Consider the following 13,303-nt stretch of genomic DNA (forward strand, 5'->3'; position numbering starts at 1 on the left):
CTCCTCAGGATCGGAAGAGACGGGTGGAGAGCGTTTCCTGCCGCGCGCAGGCGACATCGACCAGCGGCGCGAAGCCGCCGATCTCGTCGGGATCGGCGTCGCTCGCCCGGCGCGCGAGATCGGCGCAGAGGGGCACGAGCGCCGCGATGACGCGCTGGCCCTCGACCTGCCCCACCGGGACAAGCCGCTGGCCCGCGCCGACGAGCGCGGTCGCGACGCCGAGCAGCGCCGCCGCGAGGGCGGCCTCCGGCTCGAGCCCGAGCAGGTGCACCGCGCGTCCCGCCGCGACCGGCCATGCCATGTCCGGCAGGTCGATCCCGTGCACCGCGCGACATGCGGCCGCGAAGGCCGCGCCCTGGTCGCAGGTCTCGCGCCGCCGCCCCGCGCTGCCCGCGAGGGCACGCGCGAGCTCGTCGAGCGCGGCCGGCGCCATGCCCCGCGCCGCCGCCGCGAACAGCACGGCGTCCGTCCAGCCGGCCCCCGACCCCAGCACCGTCCCGAGCCAGTCTGAGAGCGCCGCGGCATCCCGCACGCGGCCCTCGGCCACCAGCGCCTCGAGCCCGTGGGAATAGGCAAAGCCGCCCGTCGGGAAGGCGGGCGAGAAGAGGCTCTGCAGGGTCAGCCGGTCGGCGCTCATGCGTGGTCGTGGGCGCCGGCCCCGGAATGGTCGTGATCGTGGGAATGGTCGTGCGGCCCGTGGCCGTGCGAATGGTCGTGGCCGTGGGTGCGCCCGTGACCGTAGGCACCGCCCTCGGGCGTGAAGGGCGCGGTGATTTCGGTCACCTCGGCGCCGATTCGCGCCAGCATGTCGCGCATCACGTGGTCGCGCCGGATCAGCAGCCGGTCGGCCTCGATCTGGCAGGGGGTGTGGCGGTTGCCCACATGCCACGCGATCCGGGCGAGTGCCCCGCCGGTGACCGCATAGAGCGGCTCGGGCGCGGCATCGACCAGCACCTCGCTGCCGTCCTCGCAGACGAGCGCCACGCCGTGATCGAGCGATGTGGTCTGGGGAAGGTCCACCAGCAGGCGGCGCCCGTCCTCGAGCGGCAGCACCTTGCGGCGGAGAAAGCGCGCCTCGTAGTCGAGCACGACGCGGCCCGCGGGCGTCCCATGCGCGTGGGCATGGACGTGGCGGGCAATCAGGGCGGGGGCGCTCATGCGGCGCCCCCTGCCCCGAGGCACCTTACAGGTAGAAGCGGTCGCGGAAGACGCGGCGCACCACTTCGGCGCGGGTCACGCCCTGCGCTTCGAGCTCGGCGTCGCTCATCCGGTTGATCTTCTCGATCCGGGCGTAACGCGGATTGTTCTCGATCAGGAAGGTGAGGCCGCGGGTGAAGCCCTCGGCGACCTGGCTGAACACGCCCGTGCTGGGCGCGATGGTCGAATTTGCACTCTGTGCCATTTTCGGTGGTCCGTAGGTTTGTGTCGTCCCCTCCCGTGCCCACGAAGTAGGCAGTTTGTGAACGGCACCCAACGGACAAACCGGCATCCCCGTCTTGCGGCAGGCGCATGGCTCGCGTCATCAATCCGTAACCTTCCATTCCGCTCTCCCCGGCGCCCGTCAGAACAGGAAGTAGCGCTGCGCCATCGGCAGCACCTTGGCCGGCTCGCAGGTCAGAAGCTCGCCGTCGGCGCGCACCTCGTAGGTCTCGGGGTTCACCTCGATCTGCGGACAGTAATCGTTGAGCACGAGGTCCTTCTTGCCGATGCCGCGCGTGTTCCTCACCGCGAGCGTGTCCTTGGCGAGCCCGAGCGACGCGCCGATGCCGTCGGCCCGCGCCGCCTCGGAGACGAAGGTGACGGCGGAGCGTTCGACCGCGCGGCCGAAGGCGCCGAACATGGGGCGCGAATAGACCGGCTGCGGGGTCGGGATCGAGGCGTTGGGATCACCCATCTGGGCACAGACGATCATCCCGCCGATCAGAACCATCTCGGGCTTCACCCCGAAGAAGGCCGGCGACCACAGGCAGAGATCGGCACGCTTTCCGACCTCGATCGACCCGATCTCGTGCGCGATCCCGTGCGCGATGGCCGGGTTGATCGTGTACTTGGCGATGTAGCGGCGGACGCGCAGGTTGTCGTTCGCACCCTGCTCGTCCGGCAGACGGCCGCGCTGCTTCTTCATCTTGTCCGCGGTTTGCCAGGTGCGGATGATGACCTCGCCGATCCGTCCCATCGCCTGGCTGTCCGAGGCGATGATCGAGAACGCGCCCATGTCGTGCAGGATGTCCTCGGCCGCGATCGTCTCGCGACGGATGCGGCTCTCGGCGAAGGCCACGTCCTCGGGCACCCGCTTGTCGAGGTGGTGGCACACCATGAGCATGTCGAGATGCTCCTCGAGCGTGTTCACCGTGTAGGGCCGCGTCGGGTTGGTCGAGGACGGCAGCACGAAGGGCTCGCCGCAGACCTTGATGATGTCGGGCGCGTGGCCACCGCCGGCGCCTTCGGTGTGGAAGGCGTGGATCGTCCGGCCCTTCAGGGCCGCGACCGTATGCTCGACGAAGCCGCTTTCGTTCAGCGTGTCGGTGTGGATCATCACCTGCACGTCCATGTCGTCGGCCACGGACAGGCAGTTGTCGATCGCCGCGGGTGTGGTGCCCCAGTCCTCGTGCAGCTTCATGGCGCAGGCCCCGGCGCGTACCATCTCGACGAGCGGCCCGGGCAGCGAGGCGTTGCCCTTGCCCGAGAGGCCGAAGTTCATGGGAAACGCATCGAGCGCCTGCAGCATCCGGCCGATATGCCAGGGCCCCGGCGTGCAGGTGGTGGCGAGCGTGCCGTGCGCGGGGCCGGTGCCGCCACCCAGCATCGTGGTGATCCCGGAATGCAGCGCGTCCTCGACCTGCTGCGGACAGATGAAGTGGATGTGCGAATCGAAGCCGCCCGCGGTCAGGATCCGGCCCTCGCCCGCGATCACCTCGGTCCCGGGGCCGATGACGATGTCGACGCCGGGCTGGACATCGGGATTGCCCGCCTTGCCGATGGCCGCGATGCGCCCGTCGCGCAGGCCCACATCCGCCTTGTAGATGCCGGTCGCGTCGAGGATCAGCGCGTTGGTGATGACGGTGTCGGCGGCCCCCTCGGCCCGGGTGGCCTGGCTCTGGCCCATGCCGTCGCGGATCACCTTGCCTCCGCCGAACTTGACCTCCTCGCCGTAGGGACCGGTCAGGTCGCGCTCGACCTCGATCACGAGGTCGGTGTCGGCCAGCCGGACGCGGTCTCCGGTCGTGGGGCCGAACATCGCGGCATGGTCGGCACGGGACAGGCGGGCTGGCATGGCAGGGTCTCCGGGATGCGGGAAAATGGCGCGGGCGGGACGGCTTGTTGGCCCCGCCCGCGGCCGGGATCAGTCCGTCTTGCCGTCCTTCGGGCCTTGCGGCATCGACGGCGGCGAGGCGGGCTTGCGCCGCGCGCGGTCGCGGGCGGTGCCCCGGGACGCGCTGCGCGCCCCCGTGCCGGGCTGGGCCGAGGCCGCAGGGCGGCGGGGCTGTTTCGCCGCGGGCGCCGATTTCGCCGCGGGCGCGGCCTTGGCCGGTGCCGTCTCGGCCGTCGCCGCGGGCTTCATCTCGGCCTTGGCCGCGGGCTCCGGCTCGAACTTGGCGGCCGGCGTCTGCCCTGCCGGTGCCTCGGTCGAACTCTCCGTCTTCGCAGCCGGTGCGCTCTCGGTCTTCGCGGCGGGCTTGGTCTCGGTCTTTGCCGCCGGCGCGCTCGCGGCCTTCGCGGCCGGCTTCGTCTCGGCCGTCGCGGCCGGCGCGCTGTCGGATTTCGGGGCGGCGGCAGGCGCGGCCTTCGGCGCCTCGGCCCGGGCAGCGGTCGCCTTGGGCGCGGCCTCTTCCGCCCCGCCCGATTTCAGGTCGGGGGCGGGCGCCGGCGCGGCGTTGGCCGGTTCCGGCACCGCCTTGCGGGCGACCGCCGCGGTCCGGGCCGCGGAGCCGTGCGACGCGGCGCGCGGCGTCTGGAGCGGCGCGCAGATGTTCATCGGCCCGGCGGAGGGCAGACCCCACACGGCCCGGCTCTGGACCATCGTGGCGTTCCACAGCACCTGCGCGAGCCGCAGCTGCTGACCCCAGGCCTTGGTGGTCATCGCCGCCATCGTGGCGGTGTAGGTCATCGGCGTGAAGATCATCATCTCTCGTCTCTTCCCTGAAAGGTTGCCTGCCCGGGGGCCGGGCAGCGGCGAGGCACCGTCAGGACCGCGACGTCCGCGTGCGATGCCGCGCCAGGCGGCGGCGGTTGGCGCGGGCCTTCCGCGTCAGCGGCGCCGACCAGATCCCGAACAGCGCCGCCGGCGGCGCGCCGCGCATCATCGCCATCCCGAGCTTCTGTCCGCTGTCGATGAACGCGGGCAGTTTCTCGGCGGTCATGCGGTACGCCTCGCCACGCGGCAGCGGTCCGAGACCGACAAGCCCCGCCGTGCGGGTCATTACCACCATCTGCGTCTCGAAGGCGAGCGCGAACCACGCCGTGTAGGCCCTCATGAACGGTACCATCGCGTTCCTTTCCGGGGCCGCGGCGCTGCCGGGCCCACCTGCTGGGGCACGCCGTCTAGAGCGCGCCCATGACCTTCTGGTTGAAGCCGTAGACCCGGCGCGCGCCGGCATACGGAATGAGCTGGACCTCGCGCCGCTGTCCGGGCTCGAAGCGCACGGCCGTCCCTGCCGCGATGTCGAGGCGCATACCCCGCGCCGCGTCGCGGTCGAAATCGAGCGCCGGGTTCACCTCGGCGAAATGGTAGTGCGAGCCGACCTGCACCGGCCGGTCGCCGGTATTGGCGACCATGAGCGTGATCGCCGCGCGCCCCTCGTTGAGAACGAGATCGCCGTCGCCGGTCATGATTTCTCCCGGGATCATCGCCGTTCCCCTTCTCAGCCCGCGACGAGCAGCGCGGAGCCCGCGAGCATCACGGCCACGCCGGTGCCGCGCAGGTAAGCGCCGCCGCGGGCAATAAGTTCCCGCCCGCCGAAAACTCCGGCCGCGTGCAGGAGCGCAGTCGCGACGGCGAAGCCCGCGAGGTAGGACAGCGCGCTCGCGCCCCCGATCTCGGCGCCGTGGGCATGGCCGTGGAAGAGCCCGAGCGCGCCCACGACCCCCGCCGCCGCGCCGAGCGGCAGGCGCAGGGCCGCGGCCGTCAGCAGCCCGAGGACCAGCACCGAGACGAGGATCATCGGCTCCACCGCCGGCAGCGAGAGCCCGCCCAGCGCCGCGACGAACCCCGCGACCATTGCGGTCACGAAGGCCGCGGGCAGCGCCCAGAGCGCCCGGGCCCCGAGCAGCGCGGCCCAGAGGCCCACCGCCACCATGGCCAGCACGTGGTCGGGCCCGAAGACGGGGTGGCTCGCGCCGGCGGCGAAGGAGCCGTGCGCGGCCGGGTCGAGATGCGCGAGCGCGGGGCCCGCGGCAAGCGCCGGGCCGGCGAAACGAAGGGCGGAACGGGACATCTGGAAACTCCTCGGCGGTTAGCGGATCGGGTTGTGCACGGTCACGAGCTTCGTGCCGTCGGGAAAGGTCGCCTCGACCTGCACCTCGTGGATCATCTCGGGCACGCCCTCCATGCATTGCTCCGCGGTGATGACCTCGGCACCGGCCTGCATCATCTCGGCCACCGTTCGGCCGTCGCGAGCCCCCTCGACCACGGCGTCGGTAATGAGCGCCACCGCCTCGGGGTGGTTCAGCTTGACGCCGCGCGCCAGGCGCCGGCGCGCCACCTCGGCCGCCATGGCCACGAGGAGCTTGTCCTTTTCTCGGGGGGTCAGCTGCATCTGTCAGATCATCCAGGGTCTGGGAAGGGGACGCCCGGAGAGCCGGGCCAGCAGCGGCACGAGCACGCGCCGCATCTCGAATCCGTCCGCCGCCACGAGGCGCGCGGTCACGAGGTCGTCGGAGAGCGCGGAGGCGCCGGCGGTGGCGGGCAGGTCCGCCCGGAGCGCCGAGAGCGCGGCCGCCGCCCCGGGACGGGCGAGCACCAGCGTCGCGACCGCCCGCGCGCCGGCCGCGACATGGGCCCGGGCCAGTTCGGCGGCCGCATCGCCCTCGATCCACAGCCGGTCGGCATAGGCAAGACGGCCGTCGACGCGCAGATCGATCCGGTCGCGCAGCCGCAGCTCCGACACGCTCTCGCCCATGGCCGCGCGGCCGAAGATCAGCGTCTCGCAGCCGAGGAACCGCGCGTCGCCGGCCATGTCGATCCGCAGCGTCCGGTCGAGTGCCGCGCCGTCGAAGAGGATCGTCTCCTGCGGCAGCCACGCGGCTTCGGCCCCGGGGCCGAGCGTCAGCGTGTTCGCGACGCGGCCTGCAGGGCCCGGCACCGCGCGGTAGATGCGTTCGGCGGCCTGCGTGGTCAGGACGCCGCGCGCCGCATCCTCGAGGTCCACGTCGAGCGCGAAGTCGTCGCCGCCGGTGATCCCGCCCGCGGTGTTCAGCCACACCGCCTCGCAGGCATCGCCGCGCGGATGGGGAAAGAGGATCTTGGTCGACCCCGCCTGCACGAGGCGGGCGATGCGCGACTGTTCCTTGCGCAGGCGCAGGGTCAGCGCGGCCCTGCCGCGCGCGCGCTGGGCGGCCTGCCCCGCTCCCTCCATGCACTCGTCGTAAGGAATGGCACCGCCCCCGCTGCCGAACTTTTGCGCATCTGTGCCACGGCATCGCGCGGCCGCAATCGGCGGCGCGGCGTGGCGGGTGGCGGACACGGGGCACGTGCCGATTTCACAGGCAGGTTTCGACAGGTTTGCCTGAAAAGTGGGCGGATGATTACCGCGCGGGTGTGCCCGGCGCGGAATGATGGCAGGTCTCGGGTTTCAGATCGACGAGCGGGGTGCCGTCGATGCAGTCGAGGCCGCGGACGATCAGCCGCGCGCCCTCGCGCCGGATGAGTCGCACCCGCGAAAGGCCGATCGGGTTCGGCCGCACCGGCGAGCGCAGCGCGAAGGTGCCGACCGGGACCGCGGTGCCGCCCTTCGACTGGGTGACGAGGTCGCGCCGCGCGCGGTCGAGCCAGTACAGCACGTCCGCATGCTCGAACGCCTCGATGCCGTCGAGCGCGGCGTCCCAGGGCGGGTCGAATTCCAGCGCGCAGTCGGGCCCGTCCTGCCGGCCCTGCCGCGGACAGTCCGCGCGCGTGGCAAAGGGCGTCCGGCAGCGCCCGATGAAGCGCAGGGCCGCGTCGCAGCGCGGCGGCACGTGCACTTGCCGCTCGCCGGGCCGGATGGTGTCGTGTCGTCCCGTCTCGTCCATGCCGCGCGCCCTTTTCCCCTCGGGTCCCGCCCCACTAGGCCGCGGGCCGGTGCGCGATGCAAGTCCCGCGGCCCGCGGTTCAGACCGAGAGGTAGGCGTCTCGGATGTCGGGGCGGGCGTCGAGATCGGCGAGCGTCCCCGAGAACCGGGCCTCGCCGTGCTCGATGATAACGACGCTGTCGGCGACCGCTCGGGCGAAATGCAGGTTCTGTTCGGAGATGAGGACCGTCAATCCCTCGGCCTTGAGCGTCAGGATCGCCTGCGCCATCTGCTCGACGATCACCGGCGCGATGCCCTCGGACGGCTCGTCGAGGAGGACGAGCGCCGGGTTGCCCATGAGCGTCCGCGCGATGGTCAGCATCTGCTGCTCGCCCCCCGACAGCGCCTTGCCGCGGTTGCCGCGCCGTTCCGCGAGGTTCGGGAACAGCTCGAAGAGCTGCGCCTCGGTCCAGGCGACGCGGCCGGGCCGCGCCTTCTGGCGACCGACCTCGAGGTTCTCGGCCACGGTGAGCTGCGTGAAGATTCGCCGCTCCTCGGGAACGTAGCCGAGCCCCGCCTGCGCCACGCGGTGCGGCGGCCAGCCGGTGATGTCGGCGCCGTCGAAGACGACGCGCCCCGCCCGTGGCGGCACGAGCTGCATGATCGACTTCATCGTGGTCGTCTTGCCCGCGCCGTTGCGCCCCAGGAGTGCCACCACCTGGCCCGCGCCGACCGTCAGCCCGAGCCCGTTCAGCACGCGCGCCTTGCCGTAGAAGGTCTCGATCCCGGTAACCTCAAGCATGGGCGCGCTCCGCCGAGAAGAGCGTGCCGCCGCCGAGGTAGACCTCCTGCACCTTCGGGTCGGCGCGGATGGCCTCGACCGCGCCGTTGGCGATCAGCTGGCCGCGGTTCAGCACCATGATCCGGTGCGCGTGGGCAAAGACCACGTCCATGTCGTGTTCGGTGAAGAGCACGCTCACTCCCCTTTCGGCGACGATGTCGGCGACGAGCTGCATCAGCGCCACGCGCTCGCGCGGCGCCATGCCCGCAGTCGGCTCGTCCATCAGCAGAAGCTTCGGCGCGTGGGCGAGCGCCATGGCGATCTCGAGCCGCTTCAGGTCGCCGTAGGCGAGGATCGCGGCGTGCCGGTCCGCCTGGTCGGCCATCCCCACCGTGTCGAGAAGCGCCCGCGCCTCGTCCCGGTAGAGCCTCGTCGCGTAGGGCAGGAAAGCGAAGGTGCGCCGGTGATGCGACAGAAGCGCCACCTGCACGTTCTCGGCCACGGTCATCGACGCGTAGGTTGCGGTGATCTGGAAGGTCCGCCCGACGCCCATCCGCCAGATGTGGCGCGGCTTCTTTCCCGTGATGTCGGTCCCGTCGAGGATCACGGTGCCGGCCGTGGGCCGGAGCTGGCCCATCAGCATGTTGAAGCAGGTGGACTTGCCCGCGCCATTCGGCCCGATGAGGGCCAGAAGCTCTCCGGGCGCGAGCGAGAAGCTCACGTCGTCGACCGCGCGCAGGGCGCCGAAATGGCGCGACAGGTGCCGGGCCTCGAGGATCGGGGTCATGGTCTGGCCTCCGGTAGGGGTCGGCTGCGTCGTGTCATTCCGCGGGCTCCCGAGCGGCGGGGGCGGCGGTGCCGCGCGGCGCCTCGTCCGGGCGCAGGAGGCCCAGGCGCTCGCCAAGCTTGCGCAGGCCGCCGACGATGCCGTCCGGCGCCACGATCACCACCACGATGATCAGGAGCCCGAGCGCCAGCCGCCAGTATTCGAAGCGCACGAGAAGGTCCTCGACCCCCTTGAAGGTGGCGCCGCCGACCCAGCCGCCCGACAGCGTCTTGACCCCGCCGAGGAACACCACGATCAGCGCGTCGAAGCTGCGCGCGATCTCCATCTCGTTCGGGAACACCGATCCCTTGGAGAAGACGAAGAGCCCGCCCGCGACGCCCGCCATCATGCCGGCAAAGGCGAAGGCCGCGTGCTGGATGCGCTTTGTGTCGAGACCCATGGCCTCGGCCCGGGGCGCGTTGTCCCGCGCCGCCCGCAGCGCGTAGCCGAAGGGCGCGTGCGCGACATGGCGCAGCACGAGGATGCCGCCCACCGACAGGACCAGCGCCAACCAGAAATACACGTCGTTGTCCGACGCCCAGCGCGCGGGCCAGATGCCGACGAGCCCGTCGTCGCCGCCCGTCACGTCGCCCCACTGGAAGACGAGGCTCCACAGGAGCTGCGCGAAGGCGAGCGTGAGCATGGCGAAGTAGACGCCCGTCGCGCGCAGCGCCACCCAGCCGATGGCGATGGCCACGAGACCGGCGCCGAGCGGCGCGAGGATCAGCGCCAGTTCCATGGGCGTGCCCGCGTATTTCACGAGCAGCGCCGCCACGTAGGCCCCGCCGCCGAAGAAGGCCGCATGCCCGAAGGACACGAGCCCGCCCTGCCCCAGCAGGAAGTGCAGCGAGGCCGCGAAGAGGCAGAAGATCAGGATGTCGGTCACCAGCACCACCGCAAAGCTGCCGCCCCAGAAGGGCAGCGCGGCGAGCACGGCGAGCAGCGCCGCGACGAGCACCCGCACCGCGGTGCCGGCCGGCCGGACCGGGCGGTCGGGCTCGCCCACCTGCCCCAGCTCGCCCGCCACCTCCTCGCGCCCCAGGAGGCCGAAGGGCCGCCACATCAGGACGGCGACCATGACGACGTACATGAGCACGAGGGTCGATTGCGGCAGGTAGGCCACGCCGAAGACGTTCAGCACCGAAATCAGCACGGCCGCGAGCAGCGCCCCCGGCAGCGATCCCATGCCGCCGATCACCACGACCACGAAGACCTGCGCGAGGATGGTGAAGTCCATGAGCAGGTCGGCCCCGCCCTTGGGCAGTTGCAGCGCGCCCCCGAGGCCCGCCAGCGCGCAGCCGAGGAAGAACGTCCCGGTGAAGAGCAGCGACTGGTTGACCCCGAGCGCGCCCACCATCTCGCGGTCCTGCGTGGCGGCGCGCACGAGGATGCCCACGCGGGTGCGCGTGATGAGGTACCAGAGCGCGATCGCCACGAAGGGCGTGATCGCGATCAGCGCGAGGTCGTATTGCGGCACGGGCTCCCCCATGATCCGCACGATCCCCTCGAGCCCCGGCGCCCGCGGACCGAGAAGGTCGGTCGGCCCCCAGATCATCAGCGCGAGGTCCTGCACCACGAGGATCACGCCGAAGGTCGCTACGAGCTGGAAGAGTTCCGGCGCCGAATAGACCTGCCGCAGGACCAGCACCTCGACCAGCGCGCCGATGATGCCGACGATGAGCCCCGCGAGCACGATCGCGCCCCAGAAGCCCACCGCACCCGGCAGCACCTGCATCAGCGAATAGCCCACATAGGCGCCGAGCATGTAGAACGAGCCGTGGGCGAAGTTCACGATGCGCGTCACGCCGAAGATCAGCGACAGCCCCGAGGCCACCATGAAGAGCGCGCCCGCGTTGGCGAGGCCGGTCAGAAGCTGCGCGAGGAAGAGGCCCATGAAGGTCTCCGGTCGTTGGAAGGGAAACGGGGCGGATCATCTGCGGGGCGGCAGGGACGGCCCGCCCGGGCGAGGCGCCCGGGGCATGGTCCCCGCGGCCCGCGATCCGGCAGCGGCCGTCGCGGCGGGACCGCCCCGCCGCCACGGCCGGCTCGGGTCACTCGGAGGGACGCAGCTCGCGCACCCTCTCGTCGGAGGGCAGGTAGTCGGCTCCGTCCTTGTAGGACCAGTCCACCATCACGCCCGCGCCGTCGCGCAGCTCGGTCCGGCCGACCCAGGCCCCGAGCGTCGACTGGTTGTCGATCTCGCGATAGGTGATCTCGCCCGCCGGCGTGTCGACCGCCAGACCCTCGAAGGCCTGCCGGATCGCGTCCGACTCGGTCGATCCCGCTTTCTCGATCGCCGCGGCGATGGAGAGCGCGGTCGCGTAGCCCACGAGCGAGCCGATCTTCGGCGTGTCGTCCCAGCGCTCGCGGTAGGCCGAGACGAACTCGGCATTGGCGTCGCCCTCGAAATCGTACCAGGGGTAGCCCGTCACGATCCAGCCCTCGGGTGCCTCGGCGCCGAGCGGCTCCATGTATTCGGGCTCCCCGGACAGCAGGCCGTAGACCTGCCGGCCCTCGAACAGGCCCCGCGTGTTGCCCTCGCGCACGAACTTGGCGAGGTCCGGCCCGAAGGTCACGTTGTAGATCGCGTCGGGCTTGGCGCGCTCCAGCGCCTGCACCTCGGCGCCGGCATCGATGTTGAAGAGCGCCGGCCACTGCTCGGCCACGAACTCGACGCCCGGCTTGAGCTCGGTCAGCACCTCCTTGAAGGCCGCGACCGCGTCCTTGCCGTAGGCGTAATTCGGCGCGATCGTCGCGTAGGTCATGGCATCGGTCTCGGCCGCCGCCTCGGCCAGCATCGCCGCCTGCATGTAGGTCGAGGCGCGCAGCCGGAAGGTCCAGGGATTGCCCTGCTCCCAGGTCACGGCGTCGGCCAGCGGCTCGGCCGCGAGGTAGACGAATTCGCGGTTCCCGGCGAGCGAGGCGATGGCGAGGCCCACGTTCGACAGGATCGAGCCGGTGACCATCGCGGTCTCCTCGCGGGTCATCAGCTCCTCGGCGATGCGGATCGCCTCGCCCGGCTCGCCCTGGTCGTCGCGGAAGACGAACTCGAGCGGGCGGCCCAGCACGCCGCCCTCGGCGTTGATCTCCTCGACCGCCATCTCGATGCCCATCTTGTAGGGCTCGGCGAAGGCCGCCATGCGCTTGTAGTGGTTGATCTCGCCGATCTTGATCGGTTCGCCATCCTGCGCCGCGGCGGGCGCGGCCGTCGCCGCGGCGAGCGATGCCGCGACGAGCCCTTTCAGGAATGTCTTGCGGTCCATGGTCCTCGGGTCCTCTCTGTCGGGATGCGCACGCCCCGGTCTTGTCGCGCCGGGGTCGGCAGGGAAAGGCGGCGCGGCCGCGCCGTGCGGCCTCAGTCGTGATAGACGTAGACGGGTTTTTCCGCCGCGCCCAGATCCTCGGTCGCCTCGGCGGCGATCAGGTCCCGGATGCGCTTGCGGTAGACGTTCGGGCCCTTGTCGATGGCGATGCGGATGGGCTTGCGCCTCTGCGGGCGCCGCTCCTCCTCGTGGATCGCCTCGAGCACCTCCTTGTCCTCGGCAAAGGCGACGCGGAACATGGCGTCCATCTGCTCGGACGCGGCCTCGTCTCCGATCGCGGTGTTGCGCAGGTGCATCCAGTGGTCGATCGTGTAGCCCTCGGTCACCGGCGTCACGAAGTGCAGCGCGAAGATGCGCACGCCCCGGTCGCGCTCGTCCTCGGCGCAGTTGAGCCCCGCGTCGACCGAGCCGAAATCAATCACCGCCGTCGAGGGCAGGTGCAGATGGTAGTAGTGCCAGCGGTCGACATTGCCGGCGAAGCCGCCGAACTGCCTGAAGAAGCCCACGGGCTCCGCGTCGCGGATCCAGCGCCAGGCGAGGATGGCCTCGCCGCTCGTGCGCACGTGCACCGGCACGTTCTCGGACGCGGCGTTGCCGAGCGTCGTCGGGTGCACGAAGCTCACATGCGCCGGGTCGACGAGGTTCTCGGCCACGTTGAGGTAGTTCGCGCGGATGTGCAGCTTGTCGCCCAGGTGCAGGTGCCAGGCCGGGTCGGAGAATTCCGGCATGTCGAAGACCTTGCTGCGGTCGGCGAGCGCGGGGTCGCCCATCCAGACCCAGACGATGCCGTGCGCCTCGTGGACCGGGAAGGCGTCGACATAGGCCGAGGCCGGCAGGTTGTCCTGGCCCGGCACCCGCACGCAGCGGCCGTCGGTGCCGAAGGTCATGCCGTGATAGCCGCACTGGATGGTGTCGCCGATGCGCCGCCCCTTCGACAGCGGCAGCAGCCGGTGCGGGCAGCGGTCCTCGAGGGCCACCACGCGCCCGTCCGATGCGCGGAACATCACGAGCGGCTGCGACAGCATGGTGAGCGGCACCAGAGCCTCCGCGAAGTCCTGCGACCAGCCTGCGACGTACCACGCATTCCTGACGAACGACATGTGCCCTCTCCTCGGCCTTCTCGGTGCGCGGCACCGGGTCCGGACGTGCCCCCCGAGCGGGGACAGG

Annotated in this window: 16 protein-coding genes; all 16 read right to left on the reverse strand. The window is 71.5% G+C overall.

The annotated features are described in order from the left end of the window. Positions 1-4: 4 nt before the first annotated feature. The 16 genes from RISW2_RS04760 to RISW2_RS04835 all read right to left on the reverse strand — a co-directional run bounded on the left by RISW2_RS04760 (position 5) and on the right by RISW2_RS04835 (position 13,236). Positions 5-637 carry an urease accessory protein UreF gene (locus RISW2_RS04760; RefSeq protein ID WP_043767299.1) on the reverse strand — a complete coding sequence of 211 codons (633 nt, stop codon included), beginning with the start codon at positions 635-637 and terminating at the stop codon, positions 5-7. Then, complete coding sequence (gene ureE, locus RISW2_RS04765; RefSeq protein ID WP_051491802.1) at positions 634-1,158, reverse strand: urease accessory protein UreE; 525 nt, start codon at positions 1,156-1,158, stop codon at positions 634-636. The genes RISW2_RS04760 and ureE overlap by 4 nt, the downstream gene beginning before the upstream one ends. Positions 1,159-1,183: 25 nt before the next feature. Beyond that, the gene (locus RISW2_RS04770; protein ID WP_043767301.1) at positions 1,184-1,402 is read right to left on the reverse strand and encodes a hypothetical protein; all 219 of its coding nucleotides are present in this window, start codon (positions 1,400-1,402) and stop codon (positions 1,184-1,186) included. A gap of 159 nt (positions 1,403-1,561) precedes the next feature. Then, positions 1,562-3,274, reverse strand: coding sequence for an urease subunit alpha (gene ureC, locus RISW2_RS04775; protein WP_043767303.1), 1,713 nt, complete (start codon positions 3,272-3,274; stop codon positions 1,562-1,564). Positions 3,275-3,343: 69 nt separating this feature from the next. Further along, positions 3,344-4,126, reverse strand: coding sequence for a hypothetical protein (locus tag RISW2_RS04780; RefSeq protein ID WP_051491803.1), 783 nt, complete (start codon positions 4,124-4,126; stop codon positions 3,344-3,346). 58 nt (positions 4,127-4,184) lie between these two features. Next, positions 4,185-4,487, reverse strand: a complete 303-nt coding sequence (locus tag RISW2_RS04785) for an antifreeze protein (protein WP_211238665.1) — start codon at positions 4,485-4,487, stop codon at positions 4,185-4,187. 55 nt (positions 4,488-4,542) lie between these two features. After that, positions 4,543-4,848 (reverse strand): urease subunit beta, encoded by a 306-nt coding sequence (locus tag RISW2_RS04790; RefSeq protein ID WP_043767307.1) that lies wholly within the window; start codon positions 4,846-4,848, stop codon positions 4,543-4,545. Between the two features lie 14 nt (positions 4,849-4,862). Next, positions 4,863-5,435 carry a HupE/UreJ family protein gene (locus RISW2_RS04795; RefSeq protein WP_043767309.1) on the reverse strand — a complete coding sequence of 191 codons (573 nt, stop codon included), beginning with the start codon at positions 5,433-5,435 and terminating at the stop codon, positions 4,863-4,865. 18 nt (positions 5,436-5,453) lie between these two features. Further along, the gene (locus tag RISW2_RS04800) at positions 5,454-5,756 is read right to left on the reverse strand and encodes an urease subunit gamma (RefSeq protein ID WP_043767311.1); all 303 of its coding nucleotides are present in this window, start codon (positions 5,754-5,756) and stop codon (positions 5,454-5,456) included. A gap of 3 nt (positions 5,757-5,759) precedes the next feature. Next, positions 5,760-6,575, reverse strand: coding sequence for an urease accessory protein UreD (locus RISW2_RS04805; RefSeq protein ID WP_043767313.1), 816 nt, complete (start codon positions 6,573-6,575; stop codon positions 5,760-5,762). Between the two features lie 169 nt (positions 6,576-6,744). Beyond that, positions 6,745-7,227, reverse strand: coding sequence for a tRNA (N6-threonylcarbamoyladenosine(37)-N6)-methyltransferase TrmO (gene tsaA, locus RISW2_RS04810; RefSeq protein WP_043767314.1), 483 nt, complete (start codon positions 7,225-7,227; stop codon positions 6,745-6,747). A 79-nt stretch (positions 7,228-7,306) separates the two neighbouring features. Further along, a complete protein-coding gene (locus RISW2_RS04815; protein ID WP_043767316.1) occupies positions 7,307-8,008 on the reverse strand; it encodes an ABC transporter ATP-binding protein in 702 nt (233 codons plus the stop codon). Then, positions 8,001-8,774: an ABC transporter ATP-binding protein gene (locus tag RISW2_RS04820; protein ID WP_043767318.1), complete on the reverse strand. Its 774-nt coding sequence runs from the start codon at positions 8,772-8,774 to the stop codon at positions 8,001-8,003. The genes RISW2_RS04815 and RISW2_RS04820 overlap by 8 nt, the downstream gene beginning before the upstream one ends. A 34-nt stretch (positions 8,775-8,808) precedes the next feature. Then, positions 8,809-10,707: an ABC transporter permease gene (locus tag RISW2_RS04825; protein ID WP_051491804.1), complete on the reverse strand. Its 1,899-nt coding sequence runs from the start codon at positions 10,705-10,707 to the stop codon at positions 8,809-8,811. A 157-nt stretch (positions 10,708-10,864) separates the two neighbouring features. Further along, complete coding sequence (locus RISW2_RS04830) at positions 10,865-12,076, reverse strand: ABC transporter substrate-binding protein (protein WP_043767320.1); 1,212 nt, start codon at positions 12,074-12,076, stop codon at positions 10,865-10,867. A gap of 92 nt (positions 12,077-12,168) precedes the next feature. Next, on the reverse strand, positions 12,169-13,236 hold the full coding sequence (locus RISW2_RS04835) for an aromatic ring-hydroxylating dioxygenase subunit alpha (RefSeq protein WP_043767322.1): 1,068 nt from the start codon (positions 13,234-13,236) through the stop codon (positions 12,169-12,171). Positions 13,237-13,303: the final 67 nt, after the last annotated feature.

The sequence above is a fragment of the Roseivivax isoporae LMG 25204 genome (genome assembly GCF_000521865.1).
Lineage (GTDB): Bacteria > Pseudomonadota > Alphaproteobacteria > Rhodobacterales > Rhodobacteraceae > Roseivivax > Roseivivax isoporae.

Coding starts and splice junctions, on each gene's coding strand:
- RISW2_RS04760 (WP_043767299.1), bottom strand. CDS start 637: ATGAGCGCCGACCGGCTGACCCTGCAGAGCCTCTTCTCGCCCGCCTTC.
- ureE (WP_051491802.1), bottom strand. CDS start 1,158: ATGAGCGCCCCCGCCCTGATTGCCCGCCACGTCCATGCCCACGCGCAT.
- RISW2_RS04770 (WP_043767301.1), bottom strand. CDS start 1,402: ATGGCACAGAGTGCAAATTCGACCATCGCGCCCAGCACGGGCGTGTTC.
- ureC (WP_043767303.1), bottom strand. CDS start 3,274: ATGCCAGCCCGCCTGTCCCGTGCCGACCATGCCGCGATGTTCGGCCCC.
- RISW2_RS04780 (WP_051491803.1), bottom strand. CDS start 4,126: ATGATGATCTTCACGCCGATGACCTACACCGCCACGATGGCGGCGATG.
- RISW2_RS04785 (WP_211238665.1), bottom strand. CDS start 4,487: ATGGTACCGTTCATGAGGGCCTACACGGCGTGGTTCGCGCTCGCCTTC.
- RISW2_RS04790 (WP_043767307.1), bottom strand. CDS start 4,848: ATGATCCCGGGAGAAATCATGACCGGCGACGGCGATCTCGTTCTCAAC.
- RISW2_RS04795 (WP_043767309.1), bottom strand. CDS start 5,435: ATGTCCCGTTCCGCCCTTCGTTTCGCCGGCCCGGCGCTTGCCGCGGGC.
- RISW2_RS04800 (WP_043767311.1), bottom strand. CDS start 5,756: ATGCAGCTGACCCCCCGAGAAAAGGACAAGCTCCTCGTGGCCATGGCG.
- RISW2_RS04805 (WP_043767313.1), bottom strand. CDS start 6,575: ATGGAGGGAGCGGGGCAGGCCGCCCAGCGCGCGCGCGGCAGGGCCGCG.
- tsaA (WP_043767314.1), bottom strand. CDS start 7,227: ATGGACGAGACGGGACGACACGACACCATCCGGCCCGGCGAGCGGCAA.
- RISW2_RS04815 (WP_043767316.1), bottom strand. CDS start 8,008: ATGCTTGAGGTTACCGGGATCGAGACCTTCTACGGCAAGGCGCGCGTG.
- RISW2_RS04820 (WP_043767318.1), bottom strand. CDS start 8,774: ATGACCCCGATCCTCGAGGCCCGGCACCTGTCGCGCCATTTCGGCGCC.
- RISW2_RS04825 (WP_051491804.1), bottom strand. CDS start 10,707: ATGGGCCTCTTCCTCGCGCAGCTTCTGACCGGCCTCGCCAACGCGGGC.
- RISW2_RS04830 (WP_043767320.1), bottom strand. CDS start 12,076: ATGGACCGCAAGACATTCCTGAAAGGGCTCGTCGCGGCATCGCTCGCC.
- RISW2_RS04835 (WP_043767322.1), bottom strand. CDS start 13,236: ATGTCGTTCGTCAGGAATGCGTGGTACGTCGCAGGCTGGTCGCAGGAC.